Source organism: Streptomyces sp. NPDC026092 (assembly GCF_040638605.1).
Lineage (GTDB): Bacteria > Actinomycetota > Actinomycetes > Streptomycetales > Streptomycetaceae > Streptomyces.
Window position 1 is genome coordinate 18,668 of sequence record NZ_JBEZYN010000033.1, and the last position, 26,890, is coordinate 45,557.

Here is a 26,890-nt window from a genome sequence, read left to right on the forward strand (position 1 = left end):
TCGCTGAGCCCCCGTACCGGACTCCCGTCAGACCTCTTCGACGCTGCTCGGCTCGCGCCGGGACAGGTCGATACCGAGCTCCTCCGCTGCGCGGAAGACGTCCTCGTCGGTGTCGCGCATCTCGATGGACATGCCGTCCGAGGACAGCACCTCCACGTTGAGGCACAGGGACTGCATCTCCTTGATGAGCACCTTGAAGGACTCGGGGATGCCGGGCTCAGGGATGTTCTCGCCCTTGACGATGGCCTCGTAGACCTTCACGCGGCCGGTCACGTCGTCGGACTTGATCGTCAGCAGCTCCTGGAGGGCGTACGCGGCGCCGTATGCCTCGAGCGCCCACACCTCCATCTCACCGAAGCGCTGGCCACCGAACTGGGCCTTACCACCCAGCGGCTGCTGGGTGATCATCGAGTACGGACCGGTCGACCGGGCGTGCAGCTTGTCGTCGACCAGGTGGTGGAGCTTGAGGATGTACATGTACCCGACCGAGATCGGGTCCGGGAACGGCTCGCCGGAGCGGCCGTCGAACAGACGCGCCTTGCCGGAGGGGAGCACCATGCGCTCGCCGTCGCGGTTCGGGATCGTGTGCTGGAGCAGACCCGCGAGCTCGTCCTCACGCGCACCGTCGAAGACGGGGGTGGCGACGTTGGTGCCCGGGGCGACCTGGTCGGCGCCGATGGCCTGCAGGCGCTTCGCCCAGTCGTCCGCGAGGCCGGAGACGTCCCAGCCGCGGCTGGCGAGCCAGCCGAGGTGGATCTCCAGGACCTGTCCCGGGTTCATTCGGGACGGGACACCCAGCGGGTTCAGGATGATGTCGACCGGGGTGCCGTCCTCGAGGAAGGGCATGTCCTCGATCGGAAGGATCTTGGAGATGACACCCTTGTTGCCGTGACGGCCGGCGAGCTTGTCACCATCGGTGATCTTGCGCTTCTGGGCGACGTAGACGCGGACCAGCTGGTTCACGCCCGGGGGAAGCTCGTCGCCCTCCTCGCGGTCGAAGACGCGGACGCCGATGACCTTGCCGGTCTCGCCGTGCGGCACCTTCAGCGAGGTGTCACGGACCTCACGCGCCTTCTCACCGAAGATCGCGCGGAGCAGACGCTCCTCCGGGGTCAGCTCGGTCTCACCCTTGGGCGTGACCTTGCCGACGAGGATGTCGCCGGCGACGACCTCGGCACCGATACGGATGATGCCGCGCTCGTCGAGGTCGGCGAGGACCTCCTCGGAGACGTTCGGGATGTCCCGGGTGATCTCCTCCGGGCCGAGCTTGGTGTCACGGGCGTCGACCTCGTGCTCCTCGATGTGGATCGAGGAGAGGACGTCGTCCTGCACGAGGCGCTGCGACAGGATGATCGCGTCCTCGTAGTTGTGACCCTCCCACGGCATGAACGCCACGAGCAGGTTCTTGCCGAGCGCCATCTCACCGTTCTCGGTGGCCGGACCGTCGGCGAGGACCTGGCCCTCGATGACCCGGTCGCCCTCGGAGACGACGACCTTCTGGTTGACCGAGGTGCCCTGGTTCGAGCGGGAGAACTTGGCCATCCGGTACGTGGTGTACGTGCCGTCGTCGTTGGCGACGGTGATGTAGTCGGCCGAGACCTCCTGGACGACACCGTCCTTGTCGGCCTTCGGCACGTCACCGGCGTCGGTGGCACAGCGGTACTCCATGCCGGTGCCGACGAGCGGGGCCTCGGACTTAATCAGCGGCACCGCCTGACGCATCATGTTCGCGCCCATGAGGGCACGGTTGGCGTCGTCGTGCTCGAGGAAGGGGATCATGGCCGTCGCGACCGACACCATCTGGCGCGGCGAGACGTCCATGTAGTCGACCTCGGTCGGCGGGACGTAGTCGACCTCGCCACCACGGCGGCGAACCAGAACGCGCGGCTCGGTGAAGCGGAGCTCGTCGTTCAGGGTCGCGTTCGCCTGGGCGATGACGAAGCGGTCCTCCTCGTCGGCGGTGATGTAGTCGACCTCGTCGGTGACCTGGCCGTCGACGACCTTGCGGTACGGCGTCTCGATGAAGCCGAACGCGTTGACGCGGCCGTACGAGGCGAGCGAACCGATCAGACCGATGTTCGGGCCTTCGGGGGTCTCGATCGGGCACATGCGTCCGTAGTGGGACGGGTGCACGTCTCGGACCTCGAAGCCGGCCCGCTCACGGGACAGACCACCGGGACCCAGCGCCGAGAGACGACGCTTGTGCGTCAGACCCGACAGCGGGTTGTTCTGGTCCATGAACTGCGACAGCTGGCTGGTGCCGAAGAACTCCTTGATGGAGGCGACGACCGGCCGGATGTTGATCAGGGTCTGCGGCGTGATCGCCTCGACGTCCTGGGTGGTCATGCGCTCACGCACGACGCGCTCCATACGAGCCAGACCCGTACGGACCTGGTTCTGGATGAGCTCGCCGACGTTGCGCAGACGACGGTTGCCGAAGTGGTCGATGTCGTCGGTCTCGACGACGATCTCCCGGCCCGACTCGCCGATCGTCTCGGTCTCGCCCGCGTGGAGCTTCACCAGGTACTTGATCGTGGCGATGATGTCGTCGGTGGTCAGGACACCGGCGTCCAGCGGCTCGTCCGCGCCGAGCTTCTTGTTCACCTTGTAGCGGCCGACCTTCGCGAGGTCGTAGCGCTTCGGGTTGAAGTAGAGGTTCTCGAGCAGCGTCTGAGCGGCCTCGCGGGTCGGCGGCTCGCCCGGACGGAGCTTGCGGTAGATGTCGAGCAGCGCGTCGTCCTGGCCCTGGGTGTGGTCCTTCTCCAGGGTGGCGCGCATGGACTCGTACTCGCCGAACTCCTGCAGGATCTGCTCGGTGGTCCAGCCGAGAGCCTTGAGGAGGACGGTGACGGACTGCTTGCGCTTGCGGTCGATGCGGACACCGACCATGTCGCGCTTGTCGATCTCCATCTCCAGCCAGGCACCCCGGGACGGGATGATCTTGGCGGAGAAGATGTCCTTGTCGGACGTCTTGTCGATCGAGGAGTCGAAGTAGACGCCCGGCGAACGCACCAGCTGCGAGACCACGACACGCTCGGTGCCGTTGATGACGAAGGTGCCCTTGTTCGTCATGAGCGGGAAGTCGCCCATGAAGACCGTCTGGGACTTGATCTCGCCGGTCTCGTTGTTGGTGAACTCGGCGGTGACGAAGAGCGGGGCGCCGTACGTGAAGTCACGGTCCTTGCACTCGTCGATCGAGTTCTTCGGGGGCTCGAAGCGGTGGTCGCGGAAGGTCAGCGACATCGACCCGGAGAAGTCCTCGATCGGCGAGATCTCCTCGAAGATCTCTTCCAGACCCGACTTCCTGGGGACGTCCTGTCCCGACTCGAGAGCTGCCTCGACGCGAGCCTTCCAGGCGGCGTTGCCGAGCAGCCAGTCAAAGCTCTCGGTCTGCAGCGCGAGGAGGTTCGGAACCTCGAGGGGCTCCTTGATCTTTGCAAAGGAGATGCGCAGCGGGGCGGTGCTGGCGCCGTTGTTCGTATTGGTCGAGGCGTTGCGCGAGGCGGCCAAGAGGGGGTCCTTCCGAGGGCTCGGACTCACTACGCGCGTACCGGTCCCCAGCGACGCAGAGGGACAGACATTTCCCGATATGGTCAAAAGCCCAGGTCAGGTCAGGTCTGCCGACAATGCTCTCGCGAGGGTATGCCCCAGGTGACGGGCAGGGGGCAGCTAACAGGCAGCGCAAAGGGTCAGTGTAGCCACTTGGCCCACTGATGTCCAGGGCGAGTTTTTCGCGACCCTCGTTGTTCTCAACTCCGCGGTACCTCGCGCCGTGCGGCGCACCTCGATACTGCCCGTTCCGCCGTCGATCCATGCCTCGGATACGGATCGTTGTGACGACGCGTCCTGAGAATTGCGCGCTGCGTGCGGTTCGTCAAGGCCCCCCGGTCAGCGGGGGCGCACGGCGAAGATCACCATACTCCGCCCGGGAGGGCTCTCACACCCGCCGCCACGCCCGTCCCCGGGTACGCCGAAGGGCGACCACCCGGATGGGTGATCGCCCTTGGCGAGGCGCCTGAGAGGCGCCAGAACGAGTCAGGAGACTCGCAGGGTCTTACTTGACCGTGACGGAGGCGCCGGCGGCCTTGAGGGACTCGGCAGCCTTCTCCGCGGCCTCCTTGGCGACCTTCTCGAGAACCGGCTTCGGGGTGCCGTCGACGAGGTCCTTGGCCTCCTTCAGACCCAGGGAGGTGAGCTCGCGCACGACCTTGATGACCTGGATCTTCTTGTCGCCCGCACCCTCGAGGATGACGTCGAACTCGTCCTGCTCCTCGACGGCGTCGGCGACGGCGCCCGGGCCGGCGGGGCCGGCAACGGCGACGGCCGCAGCGGCGGTGACGTCGAACTTGTCCTCGAACGCCTTCACGAACTCGGAGAGCTCGATGAGGGTCATCTCCTCGAACTGGGCGAGGAGGTCTTCCTGAGAGAGCTTCGCCATGATGGGCGATCCTTCCACTAAATCGGCAGGTGCCGGATGTATATAGAGGCGGGCGTAACGGCCCGCTACGACCCACGCACTAGGCGGCGCGGATCAGTGCGCGAGCCGAATTACTCGGCACCGCCCTGCTCGGCGAGCTTGACGCGAAGCGCCTCCGCGGTGCGGACGAACTTCGACGGCAGCGCCTGGAGGAGCGAAGCAGTCTGGGACTGCTTGCCCTTGAAGGCACCGGCCAGCTTGCTGAGCAGAACCTCGCGGGACTCGAGGTCCGCAAGCTTCTTGATCTCATCGGCGGAGAGCGCCTTACCATCAAGGACACCGCCCTTGATGATGAGATTCGGGTTGTCCTTGGCGAAGTCACGAAGACCCTTCGCCGACTCCACCGGGTCACCGGTGATGAAGGCAGCGCCCGTCGGACCGGTGAACTGGTCGTCGAGCGAGGTGATCCCGGCCTCGTTGGCCGCAATCTTGGTCAGCGTGTTCTTCACCACGGCGTACTGGGCGTTCTCACCGAGCGAACGGCGCAGCGTCTTGAGCTGGGCCACGGTGAGACCCCGGTACTCGGTCAGCACGACGGCGCTCGAGCTCTGGAACTTGTCCTTGAGCTCGGCTACCGCGGCAGCCTTGTCGGGCCTTGCCATAGAGCGTCGGCCTCCTTCCGGGTGATGAGGACCGCTCAGAAGGGGCTGAACAAAGAGAAACGCCCCGGCGCAGGCGCACGGGGCTCAGCTCGACCGGATCGAAACGAACCGGGAACTCTTCCACGATCACCTGCGCGGGCCGTTCGCATCTCAGCGAACCTTCGGCCACCGGACCCTCTTGCGAGAGCACGGCAACGACCAGCGGTCTTTGGCTTCTGTGGAAGAGTACGTGACGGTGGCGGCCGGGAGCAAATCCGCCCGTACGGCTCAGTCGGCTCAGGCCTGACCTTCGCCCTCGCCGCCCGCTTCGCCCATCTCCTTGAGCATCTTGAAGAGGTCGACCGTGTCCTTGGCCGGCGGGGCCTCGACCGCGGCCTTGGCGCCGTAGTCCGAGTAGTGGGCCACGATCGAGACCGCGCCCTGCGGCGTCTTCATACCGATGTCCATCTTCACCGGGTAGCCGTCGCCGTTCACCCACAGCTCGGTGTCGTACCCCGTGATGCCGGACTTCTTGATGTTCGCGATCAGGTCCTTGCGCTCCTGCTCGGAGAGCACGTCGAGGGACTTGTTCGTGGCGACCATCTGCTCCAGGGTCAGCGAGCCCTTGTAGTGCTGCGCCTCCACGCCGTCGACCTTCTCCGGGCCCACGTGCTTCAGGTTCGGCGAGTCCAGCATCAGGGCGATCTGCTTGGCCGGGTCCTGGTTCATGTTCTCCAGGCCGCCGGTCATCGACTTCTGGAGGTCCTTGTCCCCGGACATGTCCGCGGCGGCCTTGAGGTCGAGCTTCATCCAGCGCTTGCCGTCGGTCTCGGCGGCCATCTTGGTGCCGAGGTCCATGTACATCGCGCCGTCGAGCATGATCATGCGGACCTGCTCGGGGGCGTCGGGGTCCCCCGCGGCGAGCATCGAGCCCTTGACGGTCATGTCCATCGCGGCCGGGTCCCAGCCCTGGACGCCGGTCATCTCCATGGTGCCGCCGCCCTCGAGGCCGGCCGGCATCGTCATGGTCATCTTGACCTTCGCCGACTTCGCGGCCGAGGTCTTCTCGTACGCGGCCTGGATGACCTTCGTGACGGCCGCCTGGGTCTGCAGCTGCGGCTTCGCGGGCGCGTCCGCGGCCTTCTTCTTCCCCTCGTCGCCGTCCTGACAGCCCGCGACACCGGCCACGACGGCCACGGCGACCAGCGAGACGCCGGCGCGCTTCCACGCGGTCTTGCGCATGAGTCCCCACCCCAAAAAATCTTCAGCTACTCGGTCATCCGAACGGTATCCCACCGCGCCGACAGCCCCGTATGAAAAAAGCCGGCCCCCGGCCCCTCCGGAGAGGGGCTGGGGGCCGGCTGACCACTCAGTGAGCCTGTGGGGCTCGGCCCGGTCAGACAGCTGCCGGGTCCTCCTCGACGAGGAGGTTGCGGGTGCGGTTGGAGTCCAGCGGGATGCCGGGGCCCATCGTCGTCGCCAGGGTCGCCTTCTTGATGTAGCGGCCCTTGGCGGCGGACGGCTTCAGACGGAGGATCTCCTCCAGAGCCGCGGCGTAGTTCTCGACCAGCTTCGTCTCGTCGAAGGAGACCTTGCCGATGATGAAGTGCAGGTTCGAGTGCTTGTCGACGCGGAACTCGATCTTGCCGCCCTTGATGTCGTTGACAGCCTTGGCGACATCGGGGGTGACGGTGCCGGTCTTCGGGTTCGGCATGAGACCACGCGGGCCGAGGACGCGGCCGAGGCGGCCGACCTTGCCCATGAGGTCCGGGGTGGCGACGACGGCGTCGAACTCGTTCAGGCGCTGGCCCTTGGAGATCTCGTCGATGAGCTCGTCGGAACCGACGATGTCGGCGCCAGCGGCAACTGCGGCCTCGGCACGGTCACCGGTCGCGAAGACCAGGACCCGGGCGGTCTTACCGGTGCCGTGCGGGAGGTTCACGGTGCCACGGACCATCTGGTCGGCCTTGCGCGGGTCGACGCCCAGGCGGAAGGCGACCTCGACGGTGCCGTCGAACTTGGTGGTGGCGGTGTCCTTGGCGAGACGGACGGCCTCGAGGGGGGCGTAGTTACGCTCCCGGTCGATCTTGGCGTCCGCGCCGCGGAGAGCCTTGCTGCGCTTCACTTCTGCTCCTGTTGGTTCAGGTATGGAGTCGTGGTGCGGGCCGCGCAGGCCCTACCACTGGAGGTCACGAGGGGGGTGATCAGCCCTCGACCGTGATGCCCATGGAACGGGCGGTGCCGGCGATGATCTTCGACGCGGCGTCAAGGTCGTTGGCGTTCAGGTCGGGGAGCTTGACCGTGGCGATCTCGCGGACCTGGGCAGCCGTCAGCTTGGCGACCTTGGTCTTGTGCGGCTCGCCGGAGCCCTTGTCCACACCCGCGGCCTTGAGGATCAGCTTGGCGGCCGGCGGAGTCTTGGTGATGAAGGTGAAGCTGCGGTCTTCGTAGACCGTGATCTCCACCGGCACGACCATGCCACGCTGCGACTCGGTCGCGGCGTTGTAGGCCTTGCAGAACTCCATGATGTTGACGCCGTGCTGGCCGAGCGCGGGGCCGACCGGCGGGGCCGGGTTGGCCGCACCAGCGTTGATCTGGAGCTTGATAAGCCCCGTGACCTTCTTCTTCTTGGGAGGCATTGCTCTCTCCGGGTCCTAGTGAGAGTGTTCAGCCCGCCATCCGGTCATCCGGATGGAGGCATACCGCACAACGATAACGGGTATAGACGTGCGGCTAAAAACCGAGCAGGTCAGAGCGGCTGTGAGCCACTCTGACCTGGTCGGAAAACCGATGTGAAGATGTGCCCGTGAGGGTCAGTTCTTCTGGATCTGGTCGAAGCTGAGCTCGACCGGGGTCTCGCGACCGAAGATCTCGACGAGGCCCTTGACCTTCTTCGAGTCGGCGTTGATCTCGTTGATCGTGGCCTGCAGGGTGGCGAAGGGGCCGTCGGTGACGGTGACCGAGTCGCCGACCTCGAAGTCCAGGACCTCGACGGTGACCTTGCGGGCCGGAGCCGGCTTGCCCTCGGCCTCGGCGGCCTCGCGAGCGGCCTTCTCCTCGGCCTCGGGGGCGAGCATCTTGACGATCTCGTCCAGGGTCAGCGGGTACGGGTCGTAGGCGTTGCCCACGAAGCCGGTGACGCCGGGGGTGTTGCGGACGACGCCCCAGGACTCGTTCGTCAGATCCATGCGAACGAGCACGTAGCCGGGCAGCTTGTTCTGCCGGACGTTCTTGCGCTCGCCGTTCTTGATCTGGACGATCTCTTCCTCGGGCACCTCGGCCTGGTAGATGAACTCCTCGACGTTCAGCGAGACGGCGCGCTGCTCCAGGTTGGCCTTCACGCGCTTCTCGTAGCCCGCGTAGGTGTGGATCACGTACCACTCGCCGGGCAGGCCGCGGAGTTCGTCACGCAGCGCCTGGATCGGGTCGACGGGAGCGGCGGGCTCCTCCTCGACCTCGGCCTCGACGACCTCCTCGACCTCTTCGGTCTCGGCCTCGACGTCGGAGTCGTCCTCGTCGGACTCGACCTCGTCGTCGGACTCGTCCGCGTCGGAGTCGTCCTCGATCTGGAGGGCGGCCTCTTCGGCAGCCTCGCCCGCAGCGGCGTCAGCAGCCTCGGCCTGGTCCTCGTCGGCCGCCTCGAGGATGTCGAGCTCGTCCTCGGACACAGACTCGTTCAGGTTCGGGTCAGACACGGTGGCTGCTTCTTCCTGGTTACTGATGGGGTGGAACAAGAAGTCAGCCGAAGACGTACTTGACTGCTTCCTGGAAGCCATAGTCAATCACGGTGACAAGGCCGATCATGATGACAACGAAGACAATCACTACCGTGGTGTACGTCGTCAGCTGGCTGCGAGTGGGCCAGACGACCTTGCGAAGCTCCGCGACGATCTGGCGGTAGAAGAGCGCGAGACGGCCCAGGGGGCCCTTCTTTCCGCGCTTGCCGCCCTTGCGGGCCTTCTTCTTCGAGTCCGGAGCCTCGTCCTCGGCATCAGGCATGTCGATGGAGCCCACGGCGTCCGTCACGCTTCTCACCTGATCCCGGGTCATGGCAGTGCCGTGCCGGGTGGATCCGCACGGCGGTGCATAGAAGTACGTACATGCGCACACATCCTGGCGGTGTGTGTAGCAGGGCCGGAGGGACTTGAACCCCCAACCGCCGGTTTTGGAGACCGGTGCTCTACCAATTGAGCTACGACCCTTTGTGGCTTCCCCAACCTACCGCATCGTGAGACGTGGTCGGTGAGGGCCAACGAGCAGTGAGTGTACGTGTTCATGAGCCCCACGTCGAACAGAAAGCGGCCAAGCGTCCCGGCCACCCCACCCGCGACCAGGAATGACCGTTCCTGTCCGCTCCCTGAAACCTGTGTGCCGGGCGGGAAGCGGGTCTGGGAGCATGGGCCGTATGAGCGCTGCTACCCCTCCGACCGAGCGCCGGGTCTCCGCCCGCATCGGTGCGATCTCCGAGTCCGCCACCCTCGCCGTCGACGCCAAGGCCAAGGCCCTCAAGGCCGCCGGGCGCCCGGTGATCGGTTTCGGCGCGGGTGAGCCCGACTTCCCGACGCCTGACTACATCGTCGAAGCCGCCGTCGAGGCGTGCAAGAACCCGAAGTTCCACCGCTACACGCCGGCCGGCGGCCTGCCCGAGCTGAAGGCCGCGATCGTCGCCAAGACGCTGCGCGACTCCGGCTACGAGGTCGACGCCTCCCAGGTCCTGGTGACCAACGGCGGCAAGCAGGCGATCTACGAGGCGTTCGCCGCCATCCTCGACCCGGGCGACGAGGTCATCGTCCCGGCCCCGTACTGGACGACGTACCCCGAGTCGATCCGGCTCGCGGGCGGTGTCCCGGTCGAGGTCGTCGCCGACGAGACCACCGGCTACCGCGTCTCGGTGGAGCAGCTGGAGGCGGCGCGCACGGAGCGGACGAAGGTCGTCCTCTTCGTCTCCCCCTCGAACCCGACCGGCGCCGTGTACAGCGAGGCCGACACCGAGGCGATCGGCCGCTGGGCCGTCGAGCACGGTCTGTGGGTGCTGACGGACGAGATCTACGAGCACCTGGTCTACGGCGGCGCCTCCGCCGTCTCCCTGCCGGCGGTCATGCCCGAGCTGCGCGACAAGTGCATCGTGGTCAACGGTGTCGCCAAGACGTACGCGATGACCGGCTGGCGTGTGGGGTGGATCATCGGCCCGAAGGACGTCGTGAAGGCCGCGACGAACCTGCAGTCGCACGCCACGTCGAACGTGAGCAACGTGGCGCAGGCCGCCGCCCTCGCCGCCGTCTCGGGCGACCTGAAGGCAGTCGAGGAGATGGGCCACGCCTTCGACCGGCGCCGCCAGACGATCGTGCACATGCTCAACGAGATCGAGGGCGTCTACTGCCCGACGCCCGAGGGCGCGTTCTACGTGTACCCGTCGGTGAAGGGGCTGCTCGGCAAGGAGATCCGCGGCAAGCGCCCGCAGACCTCGGTCGAGCTGGCCGCCCTGATCCTGGACGAGGCCGAGGTCGCGGTCGTCCCGGGCGAGGCCTTCGGCACGCCGGGCTACCTGCGGCTCTCGTACGCGCTCGGTGACGACGACCTCAAGGAGGGCGTGTCCCGGATCCAGAAGCTGCTCGCGGAGGCCCGCGACTAGTCGCGCCTCCGCTCCCGGGCCCCTGGTTCTTCGGAACCAGGGGCCCGTTTTTACGTTCTAGCAAGGTCCCGATCGGGGAAAGGGGCTGTGTTCGTCCATTCGGGTGCGGCAAGATCCTTCAATGGAGCACGTTTCCGAGCACGTTTCCCGCGACATCAATCTGCTGCCCAAGGCGCATCTGCACCTGCACTTCACGGGTTCTATGCGGTCCACGACGCTCATCGAGCTGGCGGACAAGTACGGCGTCCATCTGCCGGAGGCGCTGAGCAGCGGCACCCCGCCTAAGCTGCGGGCCACCGACGAGCGCGGCTGGTTCCGCTTCCAGCGGCTGTACGACATCGCCCGGTCCTGCCTGCGGGAGCCCGAGGACATCCGGCGGCTCGTACGCGAGGCGGCCCAGGAGGATGTGCGGGACGGCTCGGGGTGGCTGGAGATCCAGGTCGACCCGACCTCGTACGCCCCGCTGCTCGGCGGTCTGATCCCGGCCATGGAGGTCATCCTGGACGCGGTCGACTCGGCCGCGCGGGAGACCGGTCTCGGGATGCGGGTCGTGGTGGCGGCGAACCGGATGAAGCACCCGCTGGAGGCCCGTACGCTCGCCCGGCTCGCCGTGCGGTACGCGGACCGGGGCGTGGTCGGCTTCGGGCTCTCCAACGACGAGCGCCGGGGCATGGCCCGCGACTTCGACCGGGCCTTCGCGATCGCCCGCGACGGCGGCCTGCTGGCGGCCCCGCACGGCGGCGAGCTGACGGGGCCCTCGTCCGTACGGGACTGCCTGGACGACCTCCGGGCGGCGCGGATCGGCCACGGGGTGCGGGCGGCGGAGGACCCCCGGGTGCTGCGCAAACTCGCCGAGAAGGGCGTGACCTGCGAGGTCTGCCCGGCGTCCAACGTGGCGCTCGGGGTCTACGAGAAGCACGAGGACGTCCCGCTGCGGACCCTCTTCGAGGCCGGCGTCCCGATGGCCCTGGGCGCGGACGACCCGCTGCTCTTCGGCTCCCGGCTGGCCGCCCAGTACGAGATCGCCCGCCGCCACCACGCCTTCACGGACGCGGAACTGGCCGAGCTGGCCCGTCAGTCGATCCGCGCCTCGGCGGCTCCGGAGGACGTACGGCGGAAGCTGCTCTCGGGCGTCGACGACTGGCTGGCGACACCGGCTAGCTGATCCCCGTCATGAGGGTGCGGGCGAGCGCGGCCGCGAAGGTGTCGACGTCCTGCGGGGGCCGGCCGTCGCCGGTCATCTCCCAGGCGAAGGCGCGCTGGACACAGGCGCCCAGGAGCAGGGAGGCGGCGGCCAGCGGGTCGGCGGTGGGGCCGATGCGGCCGTGCTGCTGCTCGGCGCGGAGGTAGGCGGCGAGGCCCTCGATCGGGCGGTGGGGGCCGACGCCGAGCTCGCGCATCACCGCGTCGTGGCGGCGCTTGAGGCTCGGCTCGGCGTAGAGCGAGGCGGCGATCGGGAAGGTCTGCTCGTAGAAGAGCGCGGCCTGGCGGGCGATCTCGGTGAGGTTCTCCTCGACGCTCCGGCCGCCGGGGTCGGTGACGAGGGTGCCGAGGAGTCCACCGAGCTGGGGCAGCCGCTCGTTGAGGACGGTCACGAACAGGTCTTCCTTGCTCGGGAAGTACTTGTAGAGCGCCGCCTCGGAGCAGCCCGCCGCCTTGGCGATCTCCTTGGTGGTGGTGCGGGCCAGGCCTGCGGTGCGCATGAGGCTGTGGGCCGCGTCGATGATCCGGACACGGGTCGGCTTCTGGTCCATGCAGGCTCCAACCGCACTTGACGGGTGAGTGAGTACTCACCCACCCTAGTGGGTGAGTGAACACTCACCCACCCCATCGAATGCGAGGTGTGCCATGAAGCTCACTGTCTTCGGAGCGACCGGCGGAGTCGGCCAGGAGATCGTCCGCCAGGCACTCGACGCGGGACACGAGGTGACGGCCGTCGTCCGCGACCCGGCACGGCTCACCGTCACCGGTGACCGCCTGGAGGTCTACCGCGCCGACCTCACGGACCCCGGCGCGCTGCACGGAGCGGTCGCGGGCAAGGACGCCGTGCTCTCGGGGATCGGCGCCCGCAGCCGCGCCGACGCCGGAATCGCCGCGAAGCTCACGCGCTCGGTCCTCGCCTCGATGGACGCCGAGGGCGTCCGGCGCCTCCTCGTGGTCAGCGCCGCGCCGCTCGGCCCCGTCCCGAACGGCCAGACCGTCGTCGACAAGGCCGTGCTCGCGATCATCAACTCGGTCCTGAAGGACATCTACGACGACCTGCGCGTGATGGAGGCCGAGGTGGCGGCGAGCGCCACGGAGTGGACCTCCGTACGCCCGCCCAAGCTGACGAACAAGCCCGTCACCGGCCGCTACCGCTCGGTCGTCGGCGGCACCCCGCCCCGGGGCCGCTCCCTCGCCCGCGCCGACGTCGCCCACGCCATGCTGGCGATGATCGACGACCGGGCGACGGTCGGCCAGGGCGTGGGGGTCGCGTACTGAGGCGGGAGGGCGCGGGGCGCCTCTTACCGGCCTTACTGGTCTTGCTGGCAGTCGTCGTCCCGTGCGTCCACCGGGTGGTACGTGGTCGTGCGCGGGGTCTCGGCAGCCCCGGCCGGCCACTCCAGGACCGCCTGCCGATCGGACTTCAGGGTCATGAAGGCCGCCAGAGGGAGGTCGTTCGCCCAGTCGACGATCGTCTGCGACCGCCCGTCGCTCTCGGCCTGCCAGAGGCGCCCCGCGAAGACCGCGTACCGCAGGTCGCACTCCTTGGTCATGTCGTACGGGTACCGCACGCCCCGTTCGGGCCGCTCCGGGCCGAGGGTGGCCGCCGGCGCGTCCCGGTACCGCCGCGCGGGCTCCTGACCGAGGCACTCCGGCGCGGGCCCGGCCAGCAGGCGGAAGCGGAGTTCGGTCAGTTCGGGCGTGTCGGTCTCGAAGACCGCGGTGTCGGGTTCGGCGCGGTCCTTGCGGCCGTCCGACCAGCTCATGTACCCGCGCATGCGGTCGCCCGCCCACCGCACCGTGACCGCGGCGCCGTCGTCGGCCCGCTCCCAGACGCGCCCGCCGAAGACGGCGTACCGCAGGTCGCAGACGGCGGACAGGTCGTAGCGGTAGCGCGTGTTCTCGACCGGCGCGCGGGGCCCGGTGTCCAGCGGGTCGCCGGGGCCCGACGGCGGCTGGGGCCGGTACTTCCCCTCGTACGGGTACGAGGGTGGGGCGACGGGCTCCGAAGGCGCGGGTGCGGACGGTGGGCCCGGGTCCGCCCCTTGGCCTTGGACGCCCAGGACCGAGCCGCCCGCGATCGCGAGCGTCGCCGCGCCGGCGGCGAGGGACCGCCGCAGGTGCCGGATCCGCCGCCCGCGCCCGATGACGGTGTTGACCGCACTTTCCGTGTTGACCGTGTTCACGGGCGCGGTGGCCGCGTCCGTCTCCTCAACCAGGTCGCGCATTCCGCGCCGCAGGGAGTCCTCGGAACCGTCCATCACGCGCCCCTTCCCGTTTCCGCGTATCCGGCGAGCGCGCCGGCGGCCCGCAGCCGTTCCAGGGCCCTGTTGGTCCGGCTCTTGACCGTCCCGGGCGAGCAGCCGAGCAGTGCGGCCGTCTGTTCCACGGACAGGTCCTCGTAGAAGCGGAGCACCACCACCGCGCGCTGCCCGCGGGGCAGGGTCGCGAGCGCGCGGGCCAGTTCGAGGCGGGCGTCGACACCGTCGGCCATGTCGTGGGCGCCGGGCACGGACGCGCCGTCGTCGCCGGGGCGCACGACCTCGGTGTGCCAGCGGCGCCGACGCCAGGTCGCGTACAGGTTGACGACGACCTTGCGGGCGTAGGCCTGCGGCGAGTCCCAGCGGCCCGCGCCGCCCCAGCGCAGGTAGACCTTGACCAGCGCCGCCTGGACGAGGTCCTCGGCGGCGTGCGGGTCCCCGGTCAGGAGCCGGGCGGTGCGCAGGAGTGAGGCGTACGCCGACTCCGCGAAGTCGGCGAACTCCGGTGGGCCGTTCCCCTCCACGGCTCCCCCCTCGACGAGCGTGCGGCCCCGCTTCCCGGGAGCCTGTCACTCACTCGACAACGTGGGGGACCCGAAGGGTTCCACGGAAATATTGGATCCCATACATCGGATCCAAGAGAGAAGAAGAGGGAGATCGGATCCGATGCATCGGATCCAAAGGGTCAGATGCTGACGCCGACCGTCACCGGCTCGTTGACGAGCGTGACCCCGAAGGCGTCCCGCACGCCGGCGACGACCTCACGGGCGAGCGCGAGGAGGTCCTCGGTGGTCGCCTCGCCCCGGTTGGTGAGCGCGAGGGTGTGCTTGGTGGAGATGCGGGCAGGGCCGGAGCCGTACCCCTTGGTGAAGCCGGCCTTGTCGATGAGCCAGGCGGCCGAGGTCTTGACCTGCCCGTCCTCGCCCGCCGGGTACGCGGGCGGGGTCACGTCCGGGCCGAGCCGCCCGGCGACGCGCGTGAGGAAGGTCTCGTACTCCCCCGCGGTCAGGATCGGGTTGGTGAAGAAGGAGCCGGCGGACCAGGTGTCGTGGTCGGCCGGGTCGAGGACCATGCCCTTCCCGGCGCGCAGGCCGAGGACCGTCTCCCGGGCCCGCGCGAGCGGGACGCGGTCGCCGGCCTCGACGCCGAGGGAGCGGGCGGTCTCCGCGTACTTGATCGGCGCGGACAGCCCGTCCGCGTCCTCGAGCTCGAAGCGGACGCGCAGCACGATGTAGCGGTCCGGGTCGTCCTTGAAGCGGCTGTGGCGGTACGAGAAGGCGCACTCGGCGTTGGTGAGGGTGACGGTCTCGTCGGCCCGGCGGTCGTACGCGACGACCTCGGTGATCGTCGCGGAGACGTCCTGCCCGTAGGCGCCCACGTTCTGGATCGGGGTGGCACCCGCGGAGCCGGGGATCCCGGCCAGGCACTCGATCCCGGCGAGCCCGGCCTCGACGGTCCGGGCGACGGCTTCCGTCCAGACCTCGCCGGCGGCCAGCTCAAGCTTCGTACCGTCGAGCGTGAAGCCGGTGGTGGCGATGCGCAGAGCGGTTCCGTCGAAGCCCTTGTCGCCGATGACCAGATTGGATCCACCGCCGATGACCAGCAGCGGGGTGCCCGCGCGGTCGGCCTCGCGGACGACGGCGATCACCTCGTCGTCGGTGACGGCCGTGACGAGCCGCGCGGCGGGGCCGCCGAGCCGGAAGGTGGTCAGGGGGGCGAGGGGGGCGTCGTGGAGTTCCTGCACGGGCTCAAGAGTACGGGGCCTTTCGACTGCCCCAGTGGAAATGTGACGGGCCCCGCCGCTGCGGGCGGGGCCTGTCACAGAACGGTGCCGTCAGGCGGGAACGGCATCCCGCTTCTCCGCCCCGGCCTCCTCCGCCTCGGCCTTCTCCCGCTCCCGCTGCCGCCTCGACGGCGCGAAAAGGACCGCCACAGCGCCGAGGGCGACGGCGCCCGAGCCGACCCAGAGGGCCGGCTGCAGGCCGTCGACGAACTGCTGGGCCGAGCCGTAGCCGCCCTGCGCCGCGAAGATCGAGGCCATCACGGCGACACCGAGCGCGCCGCCGACCTCGCGCAACGCGTTGTTCGCGCCGGAGGCGACGCCCTGCTCGGACGGGCGGACGCTGGACATGACCAGGTTCGCCGCCGGGGCGAAGTACAGCGCCATGCCGATGCCGCTGATGATCAGGGCGGGGAGCTGGACGGCGTACGAGGCGTCGGCGGTCACGACGAGCGCGAACCAGGCGAGGCCCAGGGCCTGGAGGGCGAGACCGGCCGCGACGACCGGGCGGCCGCCGATCCGGTCGGACAGGGCGCCCGCGATCGGCGCGACGAGCATCGGCATGCCGGTCCAGGGCAGCATCCGCAGCCCCGCCTCGGTGGGCGAGTAGCCGAGGACGCCCTGCATGTACTGGCTGAGCAGGAAGATCGAGCCGAACATGCCGAGGAACATCAGCAGGCTGGCCGCGTTGATCCCGGCGAAGGCGCGGTTGCGGAAGAGCCGCATGGGCAGCATCGGCGCCCTGCCGCGTATGCCGTGGCGGACGAAGGCGGCGAGGAGCGCGCCTCCGGCGACGAGCCCGGTGAGCACGGTGACGGAGGCCCAGCCGTCGATCGGGCCGCGGATCAGCGCGTACACGATGCCGAAGAGGCCGCCGCTGGCGAGGAGGGTGCCGACGACGTCGAGGCGGGCGCCGGTGCCGTACGACTCGACGAGGCGCAGCCGGGCGAGCGGCAGCAGGGCGAGGCCGAGCGGAACGTTCAGCCAGAAGATCCACTGCCAGGAGATGTGTTCGGTGAGGCTGCCGCCGATGAGGGGTCCGGAGGCGACGGCGAGTCCGTTGACGGCGCCCCAGATGCCGAAGGCCATCCCGCGCTTGGCGGCCGGGACGGCCGCGGTGAGCAGGGTGAGGGTGAGCGGCATCATGATCGCGGCGCCGACGCCCTGGACGGCCCGGGCGGCGATCAGCGCGTCGATGCCGGGGGCGAGGGCGGCGCCGGCGGAGGCCAGGGTGAAGATCGCGATGCCGACGACGAAGAGCCTGCGGCGGCCGAAGCGGTCGCCGAGGGCGGCGCCGAACATCAGCAGGACGGCGAACGTGAGGGTGTACGCGCTCACGGTCCATTCGAGGTCGTCCAGCGCGCCCCCGAGGTCCTCGCGGATCGAGGGCAGGGCGGTGGTGACGACGAGGTTGTCGAGGGCCGCCATGAATCCGGCGACGCTGGTGATGACGAGGGCCCAGACGGCGGAACCGCGGCGGGCTGCGGGCTGGTTCATGGCTCTACCTCTCCCGACGCCACTTAGTTATTGATGACTAACTTCCGTGATCATGAGAAGCCGCGGAGATGGACGACGCGTGGCGCTACTTCTCCAGCCGTCCGAGGCTCCGGGCGGAGGGGTAGAGGCCCTCCCAGACCCGGTGCTCGGGCGGGAACCCCATGGCGACGAGGGTGTTGATGAGCATCCCGTACGCCAGGAAGGTCGTGGTCTCGGTCACTTCGGCGCCGAGCGCGAGGTGGACGGTCTCCCAGAGCTCCATCCAGCCCGCGCGCACGGCCTCGCCGAACTCGTGGTCACCGGCCGCCTCGGCGGCGGCGACCGTCGCGTACACCTGCATCTGCATCAGGAGCCGGTCCGGGTCCTCGGCGATGATCCTGGTGTACGCGTTGGCCATGGCACGCATGGCCTCCTCCCCCGACAGCCCGTCGGCGGCATCCGCGAAGACCTTGACGGTGTCGGCGATGCAGCGTTCGGAGGCGGCGAGGAAGATCGCCTTTTTCCCGGGGAAGAGCCGGAAGAGGTACGGCTGCGAGACACCGACGCGCTTGGCGATGGCCTCGGTGGACGTGCCGTAGTACCCGCCGCGACTGAACTCGCTCATGGCGGCACGGATCACGCTCTCGCGTCGCTCCTCCGCACTCATCCTGGCCATACTTCGAAGTTAGTACTCAATCACTAACAACGCAACCCCGAAGAAGGGGCGACCGCGCACAGGCGGCCGCCCCTTCCGAAACCGATCCGGTTACGCCAGCCTGACCACGGCCCGGGACATGCCCAGGACCTTCTGGCCGGCCGACATCGCGGTCAGGTCCACCCGGACCAGACCGTCGTCCAGCTTCGCCGCCACCTTGGCGCTGACCTCGATCAGGGCGCCCTCGTCGTCGTTCGGCACGACCACGGGCTTGGTGAAGCGCACGCCGTACTCGACGACGGCGGCCGGGTCGCCGGCCCAGTCGGTGACGACGCGAACGGCCTCGGCCATGGTGAACATGCCGTGCGCGATGACGTCCGGCAGGCCGACCTCGCGGGCGAACTTCTCGTTCCAGTGGATCGGGTTGAAGTCCCCGGAGGCACCGGCGTATCGCACGAGCGTGGCGCGCGTCACGGGGAAGGTGGCCGCCGGCAGCTCGGTGCCGACCTCGACCTCGTCGTAGGCGATCTTCGCGGTCATGGCTCAGGCCTCCTCGGGCGCGCGGGACACGAGCTTGGTCCAGGCGGTCACGACGTGCTCGCCGGTCGCGTCGTGGACCTCACCGCGGATGTCCAGGATGTCGTTGCCCGCCATCGACTTGATCGCCTCGATGGTCGTGACGACCGAGAGCCGGTCCCCGGCCCGTACGGGACGGGTGTAGGCGAACTTCTGGTCGCCGTGCACGACGCGGCTGTAGTCCAGGCCCAGCTGCGGGTCCTCGACGACCTGACCGGCCGCCTTGAACGTGATCGCGAACGGGAAGGTCGGCGGGGCGATCACATCGGGGTGGCCGAGGGCCTTCGCCGCCCCCTGGTCGACGTAGGCGGGATTCGCGTCGCCGATCGCCTCGGCGAACTCGCGGATCTTCTCCCGGCCGACCTCGTAGGGCGCGGTGGGCGGATAGGTCCGGCCCACGAAGGACTGGTCGAGCGCCATGGACTCGATACCTCCTGGATTTGTTGCCGACAAACGACACGAGGCCGCCCCCTGGCGGGGACGGCCTCGTGAACGAGCCTGATTAACGCGTCTCGCGGTGCGCAGTGTGCGAGTTGCAGCGAGGGCAGTGCTTCTTCATCTCAAGACGGTCCGGGTTGTTACGCCGGTTCTTCTTGGTGATGTAGTTCCGCTCCTTGCACTCCACGCAGGCCAGCGTGATCTTCGGGCGGACGTCGGTGGCAGCCACGTGAGTGCTCCTTGACGGACGGATGGACGGATGAACGCATAGAAGAGTAGCCGATCGAAGGACCGACCCCACAATCGGCTACTGTCTGTAGCGGTGACCGGACTTGAACCGGTGACACAGCGATTATGAGCCGCTTGCTCTACCGACTGAGCTACACCGCTTTGATGATCCGGTTCCCACCCGAGGGTGGGTTCCTTCTCACCAGAGCCCCAATACGGAATCGAACCGTAGACCTTCTCCTTACCATGGAGACGCTCTACCGACTGAGCTATTGGGGCGAGCGATGAAGACATTACACGGTCCTCCGCCGATCGCCCAAATCCGTTTCGAAGCCCCACCGACGGGCACGCGCGCGTGCCTCGAACGGGCCCGCGCGGGTGCTCGCCACGCCCGTCCCGTACGCCACACGTACGCCACACGTGGCACTCATCAGTACGACTATTGCCCACCTCCTCGAAGGGCGGGCGCCCCGCCCCTAGGCTCGGCCCCACGCTGCGTGATCTTGATCTTGAGCTGAACCTGACCGTGAGCTCGAGGAGCCTTGAGGAGGCCGATGTCAGCCGACAGCAAGCAGCCCCAGCCGCCCGACGACCGGTCCGCCGCCACCGCCGACACCACCTCGCTGCTGCTCTCCAACGCCCGGCTCACGGACGGCCGGACGGTCGACGTACGCCTGGTCGGCGGCCGGATCGAGGCCGTGGGCACGGCGGGCAGCCTCACCGCCGTGGGCGCGCGCGTGGACCTGGCCGGCTATCTCCTGCTCCCCGCCCCCGCCGAGCCGCACGCCCACGCCGACACCGCGCTCAGCGCCGACTCCCCGGGCCCCGTCTCGTACGCCCCCGACGAGGTACAGCGGCGGTCCACCGAGGCCGCGCTGCTCCAGCTCGGCCACGGCGCGACCGCGCAGCGCGCGCACGTCCGGATCGGCGACGTCCACGGCCTCGGCCCGCTGGAGGCCGTGCTCCAGGCCCGGCGCTCGCTGCGCGGCCTGGTGGACCTGACCACGGTCGCGGTGCCCCGGCTGCTGACCGGCACGGCGGGCGCGGACGGGCTGGCGATGCTGCGGGACGCCGTGAAGATGGGCGCGAGCGTGGTGGGCGGCTGCCCGGACCTCGATCCGGACCCGGCGGGGTACGTGGAGGCGGTCCTGGAGGTGGCGGCCGAGCAGGGCTGCCCGGTCGACCTGCACACCGACGCGGACGACCCGGCGCGGCTGGCACGGTTCGCGGCCATGGCGGGCGGGCTGCGGCCCGGCGTGACGATCGGCCCGTGCACGGGCCTCTCCCGGCTGCCCCCGGACGCGGCGCGGCGGGCCGCGGACCAGTTGGCGGCGGCCGGTGTGACGGTGGTCTGCCTGCCGCAGGGCGGCTGCGAGGCGACCGAGCGGCGGGGCGCGGCGCCGGTGCGGCTGCTGCGGTCGGCGGGGGTGCGGCTCGCGGCCGGCAGCGGGGCGCTGCGGGACGTCTCGAACCCGGTGGGGCGCGGGGACCCGCTGGAGGCCGCGTATCTGCTGGCCTCGCTGGGCGGGATGGCGGTCGAGGACGCGTACGGGGCGGTGAGCGCGGCGGCGCGCACGGCGATGGGCCTCGCGGAGGTACGGGTGGAGGCCGGGTTCCCGGCCGAGCTGCTGGCCGTCCGCGGTGAACGCCTCTCGGGCGTGCTGTCGCTCGCGTACAGCCGGATCGTGGTGCACCGGGGCCGGGTGGTGGCCCGCACCAGCGCCGTACGGGAGTACTGCGATTCGGCGGCGGCGCTCGATCTGCCGCGCCAGGTGCGGCCGGAACGTCCGGAGCCGGGAAGCCCTCCGGCCGGTCCCGTCGTACGGTCGTGAGTATGCGCATTGTCATCGCTGGAGGACACGGTCAGATCGCCCTGCGTCTGGAGCGGCTGCTCTCGGCGGCGGGGCACGAGCCCGCGGGGCTCATCAGAAACCCGGACCAGGCGGACGACCTGCGGGCGGCCGGCGCGGAACCGATCGTCCTGGACCTGGAGTCGGCGGCCGTCGAGGACGTCGCGGCGGCTCTGCGGGGCGCGGACGCGGCGGTCTTCGCGGCGGGCGCGGGCCCGGGCAGCGGCGTGGACCGCAAGGACACCGTGGACCGCGGGGCGGCGGTCCTCTTCGCCGACGCGGCGGAACGGGCGGGCGTACGCCGCTACATCGTCGTCTCCTCGATGGGCGCCGACGCGTCCCACCAGGGCGACGAGATCTTCGACGCCTACCTGCGCGCCAAGGGCGCGGCGGACGACGACGTACGCGCGCGTGGCGCCCTGGACTGGACGATCCTGCGCCCCGGCATGCTGACGAACGACGCGGGCACGGGCCTGATCCGCCTGGAGGCGGCCACGGGCCGGGGCCCCATCGCCCGCGACGACGTAGCGGCGGTCCTGTCGGAACTCCTGGACACCCCGGCAACGGCAGGCCTGACCCTGGAACTCATCGGCGGCTCGACCCCGGTAACGGTCGCGGTAAAGGCCGTAGCCGGCAACTGACCCCCACCCCGCCCGCTCCCCGAACAACGAAGAAGGTCCCCGGTGCGAACACCGGGGACCTTCTCTATCGCGTGGCGGCGCCAGGATTCGAACCTGGGTAGGCAGAGCCGACGGATTTACAGTCCGTTCCCATTGGCCACTCGGGCACACCGCCATGGGATGTCGCTGCTCGGAGCCGCTTTTCGGCGGTGCTCCGGGGCAACGACGTAAACAATACCCGATCCACGGGGGTGCTTCGCCACCGGATTGATCAGCGGTTCGAGGGTGATCGACTGACTAGGCTTGGCCCGTACGCCAAGCAACCGCAACGCATTCGACGCAAGGAGCCACACGTCATGGCCGACTCCAGTTTCGACATCGTCTCCAAGGTCGAGCGGCAGGAGGTCGACAACGCCCTCAACCAGGCCGTCAAGGAGATCTCCCAGCGCTACGACTTCAAGGGCACCAACGCCTCGATCTCCTGGTCGGGCGAGAAGATCCTGATGCAGGCGAACGGCGAGGAGCGCGTGATGGCGATCCTCGACATCTTCCAGTCCAAGCTGATCAAGCGCGGGATCTCGCTGAAGTCGCTGGACGTCGACGGTGAGCCGCAGCTGTCCGGCAAGGAGTACAAGCTCTTCGCGTCGGTCGTCGAGGGCATCTCGCAGGAGAACGCCAAGAAGGTCGCGAAAGCCATCCGCGACGAGGGCCCCAAGGGCGTCAAGGCGCAGGTCCAGGGCGACGAGCTGCGGGTCAGCTCGAAGAGCCGTGACGACCTGCAGGCGGTGCAGGCGCTGCTCAAGGGCAAGGACTTCGACTTCGCGATCCAGTTCGTCAACTACCGCTGAGTCCGACTCCCCCGGGCCCGGGGTTCGGCGGGCGGTGACCGCCATGTCCGAAAACCGCCAGCTTTGGGCCTGTGGAGCCTCGCACACTGGACGGGAAGCGAGTGCGAGGAGAGGAACCGCCATGACCGTGTACGCGTACGTCGACGGGCCCCTGGGGCAGATGTTGCTCGTCGGGCGGGACGGCGGCGAGGGCGGGGGCGTCGAGTTGGTTTCGCTGTCGTTGCCCGAGCAGAAGGGTGGCGCCGCCGTCGAGGACGGGTGGCGGCACGCGCCCGAGGCGTTCGAGGGCATCGCCGGGCAGCTGGGCGAGTACTTCGCCGGGCGGCGCGAGCGGTTCGACATCCCGTTCGCGGACGGCGGTACGGAGTTCCAGCGGCGCGTCTGGCGTGCCCTGGAGGAGATCCCGTACGGGACCACCGTCTCCTACGGAGACATCGCCCGGAAGGTCGGGTCCTCCGGTGCCGCCGTGCGCGCCGTCGGGACCGCGATCGGGCGCAATCCGCTGCTCGTGGTGCGGCCCTGTCACCGGGTCGTCGGCGCGGACGGGAGCCTGCGCGGGTACGCGGCCGGCCTGGGGCGCAAGGAGTTGCTGCTCGGGCTCGAGCGGGACGGCTGATGGACGGGCTCTTTCCGCGTGCGCGGGCCGTCGTCGCCCCCGGTGCCGTGCACGTGCCCGGGTGGCTCTCCCTCGACCGGCAGCGGGAGTTGGTGGCCGCCTGCCGGGAGTGGGGGCGCGGGCCCCTGACGTACGAGCACACCGTGCTGCCGGGCGGCGGCGTCATGTCCGTACGGTCGCTGTGCCTCGGGCGGCGCTGGGTTCCGTATCGGTATCTCGACGTTGTCGAGGTGGAACTGCCCGCTTGGCTTGGTGATTTGGGGCGGGACGGGGTTCGAGAGGCCTATGGGGTCGGCTCCTCCTTCGCGCCCGATGCCTGTCTCGTCAACTTCTACGACGCCGGTGCCGGCGCCAAGATGGGGCTCCATCAGGACAAGGAAGAGCGGTCCGGGGCTCCGGTCGTTTCGTTGAGCCTCGGGGATCGTTGCGTGTTTCGGTTTGGGAACACTGAGAACCGCGGGAAGCCGTACACGGATGTCGAGTTGGCTTCCGGGGATCTCTTTGTCTTTGGTGGGGCCTCGCGGTTCGCCTATCACGGCGTCCCCAAGGTCCTTCCCGGCACCGGCGATCCCGCGCTCGGGCTCAGCGGACGGCTCAACATCACCCTCCGCGAGACGGGGCTCCCGCGGCTCTAGCCTCAGCGCGAGCGCGAGTGGCCGAAGAAGATGCGGTACGCGATCAGCAGCACCAACGCGCCACCGATGGCCGAGATCCAGGTCGCCGTGTCGTAGAAGCCGGTGTTGATCGGGCGGTCCAGGAACGTGGACGAGATCCAGCCACCGGTGAAGGCGCCGGCTATGCCGATGAGGGTCGTGCCGATGAGCCCGCCCGGGTCGCGGCCCGGGAGCAGGACCTTGGCGACGACGCCCGCGAGCAGGCCCAGGACGATCCAACTGATGACGTTCATGGCAGGAAAGACGCCAGGGCGCCGGGCACGGTTGCGGCGGGCCCCACCGACGCCCCACAGGCGCCACGCCGACGCCCGTCCACGCAACCGTCCGTCCGCACGTAGTGTGCCGTGCATGACACCCGAACTGCGCCGCTCCCTCGGCGTCTTCGACGCCGTCGTCATCGGGCTCGGTTCGATGGTGGGCGCCGGCATCTTCGTCGCGCTCGGCCCGGCCGCCGGGGCGGCGGGAGCGGGGCTGCTGCCGGCGCTCGGGCTCGCCGCGCTCGTCGCGTACTGCAACGCGATGGCCTCGGCCCGGCTCGCCGCCCGCTACCCGGCCTCCGGCGGCACGTATGTGTACGGTCGCGAACGCCTCGGGCCGTTCTTCGGCTACCTCGCGGGCTGGTCGTTCGTCGTCGGGAAGACCGCCTCCTGCGCGGCGATGGCGCTCACGGTCGGGGCGTACGTGTGGCCGGAACAGGCCCACGCGGTGGCGGTCGCGGCCGTGGTCGCGCTGACGGCGCTGAACTACGGCGGAGTCCACAAGTCCGCGCTCCTGACGCGGGCCGTCGTGGCGCTCGTGCTCGCCGTCCTGGCCGCCCTCGTCGTCACGGTGCTCGGGTCGGGGGAGGCCGACTTCCAGCGCCTCGCGCTCGACACCGAGGTGACGGTCAGCGGGGTGCTTCAGGCCGCCGGGCTGCTCTTCTTCGCGTTCGCGGGGTACGCGCGGATCGCCACGCTCGGCGAGGAGGTGCGCGATCCGGCCCGTACCATCCCGCGCGCCGTACCGCTCGCCCTCGGCATCGCGCTGGCCGTCTACGCGGCCGTGGCGGTGTGCGTCCTCGCCGTCCTCGGGCCGCAGGCCCTCGCCGACTCCCCCGCGCCGCTGGTCGACGCGGCCCGGGCGGCCGGTGCGGGGTGGCTGGTGCCCGTCGTCGTGGCCGGGGCGGCCGTCGCCGCGCTCGGCTCGCTGCTCTCGCTGATCCTCGGGGTGTCCCGAACGACCCTTGCGATGGCCAGGGACGGCCATCTGCCGGCGGCGCTCGCGGCCGTCCACCCCCGCTTCCAGGTGCCGCACCGGGCGGAGCTCGCGGTGGGCGCGGTGGTGGCCGTGGTGGCGGCCACGGCGGACGTGCGGGGCGGGATCGCCTTCTCGTCCTTCGGCGTGCTCGTCTACTACGGCATCGCCAACGCCTCCGCGTGGACCCTGGGCCGCGCCCACCGCCCCCTCGCCGCCCTGGGCCTGGCCGGCTGCGTGGCCCTCGCCTTCGCCCTGCCCCCGGGCGCCGTCCTGGCGGGCCTCGGCGTCCTGGCGGTGGGCACGGTCGCGTACGCGGTCAGCCAGGGACGACGCCACCATCGCCCCCGTCCGTGAGCCCGTGGGCCGACGCCGTCAGTGGGGCTGGTAGCCGTACGTCGCCTGGTCCGAGGGGACGATCTCCTTGCCCAGGGGGAGCAGCGAGACCGGGATCAGCTTGAAGTTCGCGATGCCCAGCGGGATGCCGATGATCGTGATGCACAGGACGATGCCGGTCGTGATGTGGCCGAGGGCGAGCCACCAGCCCGCGAGGATCAGCCACAGGACATTGCCCACGCAGGAGGGCGCGCCCGCGTCCCGGCGGTCCACGACCGTGTAGCCGAAGGGCCAGAGGGCGTAGATGCCGATCCGGAAGGCGGCGAGCCCGAAGGGGATGCCGATGATGGTGATGCACAGCAGGATGCCCGCCAGCATGTAGCCGAGGAACATCCAGAAGCCGCAGAGAACCAGCCAGATGATGTTCAGAATTGTCTTCACGGGCGGTGACCTGCCATCTGTTCGAGTCGGGCGATGCGCTCCGCCATCGGCGGGTGCGTCGAAAACAGCTTCGATACGCCTCTGCCCGCTCCGAAGGGGTTCGCAATCATCATGTGGCTCGCTGTCTCGATCTTCGGCTCCGGCGGCAGCGGCAGCTGCTTCGTGCCCGCGTCGAGCTTGCGCAGGGCGCTCGCCAGGGCCAGCGGGTCGCCGGTGAGCTGGGCGCCCGAGGCGTCCGCCTCGTACTCCCGGGAGCGGCTGATGGAGAGCTGGATGACCGAGGCGGCGACCGGGCCGAGGATCATGATCAGGAGCATGCCGAGCAGGCCGGGGCCGTCGTCGTCGCTGGACCGGCCGACCGGGATCAGCCAGGCGAAGTTGACCAGGAACATGATCACGGAGGCGAGCGCTCCGGCGATCGAGGAGATCAGGATGTCCCGGTTGTAGACATGGCTCAGCTCGTGGCCGATGACCCCGCGCAGCTCGCGCTCGTCCAGGATGGCGAGGATGCCTTCGGTGCAGCACACGGCCGCGTTGCGCGGGTTCCGGCCGGTCGCGAACGCGTTCGGCGCCTGGGTGGGCGAGATGTAGAGCCGGGGCATCGGCTGGCGGGCCTGGGTGGAGAGTTCGCGCACCATCTTGTAGAGCGCGGGGGCCTCGAACTCGCTCACCGGGCGCGCCCGCATGGCCCGCAGGGCCAGCTTGTCGCTGTTCCAGTAGGCGTACGCGTTGGTGCCGAGCGCCACGAAGAGCGCGACGATCAGCCCCGTACGGCCGAAGAAGCTGCCGATGACGATGATGAGGGCCGAGAGCCCTCCGAGGAGTACGGCGGTCCTCAGCCCGTTGTGCCGGCGGTGCACGGTACGCCCTCCAAGTGGTGCGGCAGGGGAACCCTTTGCTCAGTGGTGGCCCACTTCGTCCAGTGGACCCTCCCGTACTGGTCAACGCCAGGCGGGATGCTCCGG

29 protein-coding genes and 4 tRNA genes are annotated in these 26,890 nt (G+C 69.5%); 9 read left to right on the plus strand and 24 right to left on the minus strand.

The annotated features are described in order from the left end of the window. Positions 1-27: 27 nt before the first annotated feature. The 9 genes from rpoB to AB0F56_RS34195 all read right to left on the minus strand — a co-directional run bounded on the left by rpoB (position 28) and on the right by AB0F56_RS34195 (position 9,260). Positions 28-3,510, minus strand: coding sequence for a DNA-directed RNA polymerase subunit beta (gene rpoB / locus AB0F56_RS34155; protein ID WP_362016926.1), 3,483 nt, complete (start codon positions 3,508-3,510; stop codon positions 28-30). Between the two features lie 544 nt (positions 3,511-4,054). Further along, positions 4,055-4,438 (minus strand): 50S ribosomal protein L7/L12, encoded by a 384-nt coding sequence (gene rplL / locus AB0F56_RS34160; protein WP_362016928.1) that lies wholly within the window; start codon positions 4,436-4,438, stop codon positions 4,055-4,057. A 110-nt stretch (positions 4,439-4,548) separates the two neighbouring features. Continuing rightward, a complete protein-coding gene (rplJ, locus tag AB0F56_RS34165; protein WP_352188356.1) occupies positions 4,549-5,079 on the minus strand; it encodes a 50S ribosomal protein L10 in 531 nt (176 codons plus the stop codon). A 276-nt stretch (positions 5,080-5,355) separates the two neighbouring features. Continuing rightward, positions 5,356-6,300 carry a hypothetical protein gene (locus AB0F56_RS34170; RefSeq protein ID WP_362016930.1) on the minus strand — a complete coding sequence of 315 codons (945 nt, stop codon included), beginning with the start codon at positions 6,298-6,300 and terminating at the stop codon, positions 5,356-5,358. Positions 6,301-6,454: 154 nt separating this feature from the next. Further along, the gene (gene rplA, locus AB0F56_RS34175; protein ID WP_362016932.1) at positions 6,455-7,183 is read right to left on the minus strand and encodes a 50S ribosomal protein L1; all 729 of its coding nucleotides are present in this window, start codon (positions 7,181-7,183) and stop codon (positions 6,455-6,457) included. A gap of 79 nt (positions 7,184-7,262) precedes the next feature. Further along, positions 7,263-7,697 carry a 50S ribosomal protein L11 gene (gene rplK, locus AB0F56_RS34180; RefSeq protein ID WP_030318720.1) on the minus strand — a complete coding sequence of 145 codons (435 nt, stop codon included), beginning with the start codon at positions 7,695-7,697 and terminating at the stop codon, positions 7,263-7,265. Between the two features lie 174 nt (positions 7,698-7,871). Continuing rightward, complete coding sequence (gene nusG / locus AB0F56_RS34185) at positions 7,872-8,753, minus strand: transcription termination/antitermination protein NusG (protein WP_362016934.1); 882 nt, start codon at positions 8,751-8,753, stop codon at positions 7,872-7,874. Between the two features lie 43 nt (positions 8,754-8,796). Further along, the gene (gene secE / locus AB0F56_RS34190; protein ID WP_137993978.1) at positions 8,797-9,084 is read right to left on the minus strand and encodes a preprotein translocase subunit SecE; all 288 of its coding nucleotides are present in this window, start codon (positions 9,082-9,084) and stop codon (positions 8,797-8,799) included. A 103-nt stretch (positions 9,085-9,187) separates the two neighbouring features. Then, positions 9,188-9,260 (minus strand) — tRNA-Trp (locus AB0F56_RS34195). Positions 9,261-9,463: 203 nt separating this feature from the next. Here AB0F56_RS34195 and AB0F56_RS34200 point away from each other — a divergent pair. Further along, positions 9,464-10,690 carry a pyridoxal phosphate-dependent aminotransferase gene (locus tag AB0F56_RS34200; RefSeq protein ID WP_362016935.1) on the plus strand — a complete coding sequence of 409 codons (1,227 nt, stop codon included), beginning with the start codon at positions 9,464-9,466 and terminating at the stop codon, positions 10,688-10,690. 121 nt (positions 10,691-10,811) lie between these two features. Further along, complete coding sequence (locus AB0F56_RS34205; RefSeq protein WP_362016936.1) at positions 10,812-11,855, plus strand: adenosine deaminase; 1,044 nt, start codon at positions 10,812-10,814, stop codon at positions 11,853-11,855. Here AB0F56_RS34205 and AB0F56_RS34210 read toward each other — a convergent pair. Then, positions 11,848-12,444 carry a TetR/AcrR family transcriptional regulator gene (locus AB0F56_RS34210; RefSeq protein ID WP_362016937.1) on the minus strand — a complete coding sequence of 199 codons (597 nt, stop codon included), beginning with the start codon at positions 12,442-12,444 and terminating at the stop codon, positions 11,848-11,850. The two genes, AB0F56_RS34205 and AB0F56_RS34210, sit on opposite strands and share 8 nt — an antisense overlap. 94 nt (positions 12,445-12,538) lie before the next feature. On the opposite strand from AB0F56_RS34210, the gene AB0F56_RS34215 reads away from it, so the two are divergent. After that, positions 12,539-13,171, plus strand: a complete 633-nt coding sequence (locus AB0F56_RS34215) for an NAD(P)H-binding protein (RefSeq protein ID WP_362016938.1) — start codon at positions 12,539-12,541, stop codon at positions 13,169-13,171. A gap of 32 nt (positions 13,172-13,203) precedes the next feature. On the opposite strand, the gene AB0F56_RS34220 is transcribed toward AB0F56_RS34215, so the two are convergent. The 10 genes from AB0F56_RS34220 to AB0F56_RS34265 form a co-directional block, all read right to left on the minus strand. Then, positions 13,204-14,154: a hypothetical protein gene (locus AB0F56_RS34220; RefSeq protein ID WP_362016939.1), complete on the minus strand. Its 951-nt coding sequence runs from the start codon at positions 14,152-14,154 to the stop codon at positions 13,204-13,206. Beyond that, the gene (locus AB0F56_RS34225) at positions 14,154-14,678 is read right to left on the minus strand and encodes a SigE family RNA polymerase sigma factor (RefSeq protein WP_362016940.1); all 525 of its coding nucleotides are present in this window, start codon (positions 14,676-14,678) and stop codon (positions 14,154-14,156) included. Before AB0F56_RS34225 ends, AB0F56_RS34220 begins: the two co-directional genes overlap by 1 nt. Positions 14,679-14,839: 161 nt before the next feature. After that, positions 14,840-15,898, minus strand: a complete 1,059-nt coding sequence (locus AB0F56_RS34230; RefSeq protein WP_362016942.1) for a UDP-N-acetylmuramate dehydrogenase — start codon at positions 15,896-15,898, stop codon at positions 14,840-14,842. Positions 15,899-15,988: 90 nt separating this feature from the next. Beyond that, complete coding sequence (locus AB0F56_RS34235; protein ID WP_362016944.1) at positions 15,989-17,431, minus strand: DHA2 family efflux MFS transporter permease subunit; 1,443 nt, start codon at positions 17,429-17,431, stop codon at positions 15,989-15,991. 85 nt (positions 17,432-17,516) lie between these two features. After that, complete coding sequence (locus AB0F56_RS34240; RefSeq protein WP_362016946.1) at positions 17,517-18,086, minus strand: helix-turn-helix domain-containing protein; 570 nt, start codon at positions 18,084-18,086, stop codon at positions 17,517-17,519. 90 nt (positions 18,087-18,176) lie between these two features. Continuing rightward, entirely contained in the window at positions 18,177-18,605 is a 429-nt protein-coding gene (locus AB0F56_RS34245) for a MaoC family dehydratase (RefSeq protein WP_362016948.1), read from the minus strand. Positions 18,606-18,608: 3 nt separating this feature from the next. Next, complete coding sequence (locus AB0F56_RS34250; protein WP_362016950.1) at positions 18,609-19,061, minus strand: MaoC family dehydratase N-terminal domain-containing protein; 453 nt, start codon at positions 19,059-19,061, stop codon at positions 18,609-18,611. Positions 19,062-19,143: 82 nt separating this feature from the next. Continuing rightward, positions 19,144-19,308 carry a 50S ribosomal protein L33 gene (gene rpmG, locus AB0F56_RS34255; RefSeq protein WP_003956487.1) on the minus strand — a complete coding sequence of 55 codons (165 nt, stop codon included), beginning with the start codon at positions 19,306-19,308 and terminating at the stop codon, positions 19,144-19,146. Positions 19,309-19,396: 88 nt separating this feature from the next. Further along, positions 19,397-19,469: transfer RNA gene (locus AB0F56_RS34260), tRNA-Met, on the minus strand. A 44-nt stretch (positions 19,470-19,513) separates the two neighbouring features. Further along, positions 19,514-19,586 (minus strand) — tRNA-Thr (locus AB0F56_RS34265). Positions 19,587-19,861: 275 nt separating this feature from the next. Between AB0F56_RS34265 and AB0F56_RS34270 the strand changes: the two genes are divergently transcribed. Together AB0F56_RS34270 and AB0F56_RS34275 are read left to right on the plus strand one after the other, a co-directional pair. Further along, a complete protein-coding gene (locus tag AB0F56_RS34270) occupies positions 19,862-21,139 on the plus strand; it encodes an amidohydrolase family protein (protein ID WP_362016952.1) in 1,278 nt (425 codons plus the stop codon). 2 nt (positions 21,140-21,141) lie between these two features. Beyond that, entirely contained in the window at positions 21,142-21,798 is a 657-nt protein-coding gene (locus AB0F56_RS34275; RefSeq protein WP_362016954.1) for an SDR family oxidoreductase, read from the plus strand. Positions 21,799-21,870: 72 nt separating this feature from the next. Here the strand turns inward: AB0F56_RS34275 and AB0F56_RS34280 are convergent. After that, positions 21,871-21,952: transfer RNA gene (locus tag AB0F56_RS34280), tRNA-Tyr, on the minus strand. A 181-nt stretch (positions 21,953-22,133) separates the two neighbouring features. On the opposite strand from AB0F56_RS34280, the gene AB0F56_RS34285 reads away from it, so the two are divergent. The 3 genes from AB0F56_RS34285 to AB0F56_RS34295 all read left to right on the plus strand — a co-directional run bounded on the left by AB0F56_RS34285 (position 22,134) and on the right by AB0F56_RS34295 (position 23,876). Further along, positions 22,134-22,625 (plus strand): YajQ family cyclic di-GMP-binding protein, encoded by a 492-nt coding sequence (locus AB0F56_RS34285; RefSeq protein WP_362016956.1) that lies wholly within the window; start codon positions 22,134-22,136, stop codon positions 22,623-22,625. A 121-nt stretch (positions 22,626-22,746) separates the two neighbouring features. Next, on the plus strand, positions 22,747-23,241 hold the full coding sequence (locus AB0F56_RS34290; RefSeq protein WP_362016957.1) for a methylated-DNA--[protein]-cysteine S-methyltransferase: 495 nt from the start codon (positions 22,747-22,749) through the stop codon (positions 23,239-23,241). Beyond that, entirely contained in the window at positions 23,241-23,876 is a 636-nt protein-coding gene (locus AB0F56_RS34295) for an alpha-ketoglutarate-dependent dioxygenase AlkB (protein WP_362016959.1), read from the plus strand. The genes AB0F56_RS34290 and AB0F56_RS34295 overlap by 1 nt, the downstream gene beginning before the upstream one ends. 2 nt (positions 23,877-23,878) lie before the next feature. Here AB0F56_RS34295 and AB0F56_RS34300 read toward each other — a convergent pair whose 3' ends face one another. Beyond that, positions 23,879-24,148, minus strand: coding sequence for a GlsB/YeaQ/YmgE family stress response membrane protein (locus AB0F56_RS34300; RefSeq protein ID WP_362016961.1), 270 nt, complete (start codon positions 24,146-24,148; stop codon positions 23,879-23,881). Positions 24,149-24,263: 115 nt separating this feature from the next. Here AB0F56_RS34300 and AB0F56_RS34305 point away from each other — a divergent pair, with 115 nt between their 5' ends. Continuing rightward, positions 24,264-25,505 carry an APC family permease gene (locus AB0F56_RS34305; RefSeq protein ID WP_362016963.1) on the plus strand — a complete coding sequence of 414 codons (1,242 nt, stop codon included), beginning with the start codon at positions 24,264-24,266 and terminating at the stop codon, positions 25,503-25,505. 18 nt (positions 25,506-25,523) lie between these two features. Here AB0F56_RS34305 and AB0F56_RS34310 read toward each other — a convergent pair whose 3' ends face one another. Continuing rightward, positions 25,524-25,925, minus strand: a complete 402-nt coding sequence (locus tag AB0F56_RS34310) for a YccF domain-containing protein (protein WP_362016965.1) — start codon at positions 25,923-25,925, stop codon at positions 25,524-25,526. After that, complete coding sequence (gene htpX / locus AB0F56_RS34315) at positions 25,922-26,785, minus strand: zinc metalloprotease HtpX (protein ID WP_362016967.1); 864 nt, start codon at positions 26,783-26,785, stop codon at positions 25,922-25,924. The genes AB0F56_RS34310 and htpX overlap by 4 nt, the downstream gene beginning before the upstream one ends. Positions 26,786-26,890: the final 105 nt, after the last annotated feature.

Coding starts and splice junctions, on each gene's coding strand:
- AB0F56_RS34290 (WP_362016957.1), top strand. CDS start 22,747: ATGACCGTGTACGCGTACGTCGACGGGCCCCTGGGGCAGATGTTGCTC.
- AB0F56_RS34250 (WP_362016950.1), bottom strand. CDS start 19,061: ATGGCGCTCGACCAGTCCTTCGTGGGCCGGACCTATCCGCCCACCGCG.
- AB0F56_RS34270 (WP_362016952.1), top strand. CDS start 19,862: ATGTCAGCCGACAGCAAGCAGCCCCAGCCGCCCGACGACCGGTCCGCC.
- AB0F56_RS34200 (WP_362016935.1), top strand. CDS start 9,464: ATGAGCGCTGCTACCCCTCCGACCGAGCGCCGGGTCTCCGCCCGCATC.
- AB0F56_RS34240 (WP_362016946.1), bottom strand. CDS start 18,086: ATGGCCAGGATGAGTGCGGAGGAGCGACGCGAGAGCGTGATCCGTGCC.
- AB0F56_RS34245 (WP_362016948.1), bottom strand. CDS start 18,605: ATGACCGCGAAGATCGCCTACGACGAGGTCGAGGTCGGCACCGAGCTG.
- AB0F56_RS34215 (WP_362016938.1), top strand. CDS start 12,539: ATGAAGCTCACTGTCTTCGGAGCGACCGGCGGAGTCGGCCAGGAGATC.
- AB0F56_RS34210 (WP_362016937.1), bottom strand. CDS start 12,444: ATGGACCAGAAGCCGACCCGTGTCCGGATCATCGACGCGGCCCACAGC.
- AB0F56_RS34275 (WP_362016954.1), top strand. CDS start 21,142: ATGCGCATTGTCATCGCTGGAGGACACGGTCAGATCGCCCTGCGTCTG.
- rplK (WP_030318720.1), bottom strand. CDS start 7,697: ATGCCTCCCAAGAAGAAGAAGGTCACGGGGCTTATCAAGCTCCAGATC.
- rplL (WP_362016928.1), bottom strand. CDS start 4,438: ATGGCGAAGCTCTCTCAGGAAGACCTCCTCGCCCAGTTCGAGGAGATG.
- rplJ (WP_352188356.1), bottom strand. CDS start 5,079: ATGGCAAGGCCCGACAAGGCTGCCGCGGTAGCCGAGCTCAAGGACAAG.
- AB0F56_RS34295 (WP_362016959.1), top strand. CDS start 23,241: ATGGACGGGCTCTTTCCGCGTGCGCGGGCCGTCGTCGCCCCCGGTGCC.
- AB0F56_RS34285 (WP_362016956.1), top strand. CDS start 22,134: ATGGCCGACTCCAGTTTCGACATCGTCTCCAAGGTCGAGCGGCAGGAG.
- AB0F56_RS34300 (WP_362016961.1), bottom strand. CDS start 24,148: ATGAACGTCATCAGTTGGATCGTCCTGGGCCTGCTCGCGGGCGTCGTC.
- AB0F56_RS34235 (WP_362016944.1), bottom strand. CDS start 17,431: ATGAACCAGCCCGCAGCCCGCCGCGGTTCCGCCGTCTGGGCCCTCGTC.
- AB0F56_RS34205 (WP_362016936.1), top strand. CDS start 10,812: ATGGAGCACGTTTCCGAGCACGTTTCCCGCGACATCAATCTGCTGCCC.
- AB0F56_RS34220 (WP_362016939.1), bottom strand. CDS start 14,154: ATGGACGGTTCCGAGGACTCCCTGCGGCGCGGAATGCGCGACCTGGTT.
- AB0F56_RS34170 (WP_362016930.1), bottom strand. CDS start 6,300: ATGCGCAAGACCGCGTGGAAGCGCGCCGGCGTCTCGCTGGTCGCCGTG.
- AB0F56_RS34305 (WP_362016963.1), top strand. CDS start 24,264: ATGACACCCGAACTGCGCCGCTCCCTCGGCGTCTTCGACGCCGTCGTC.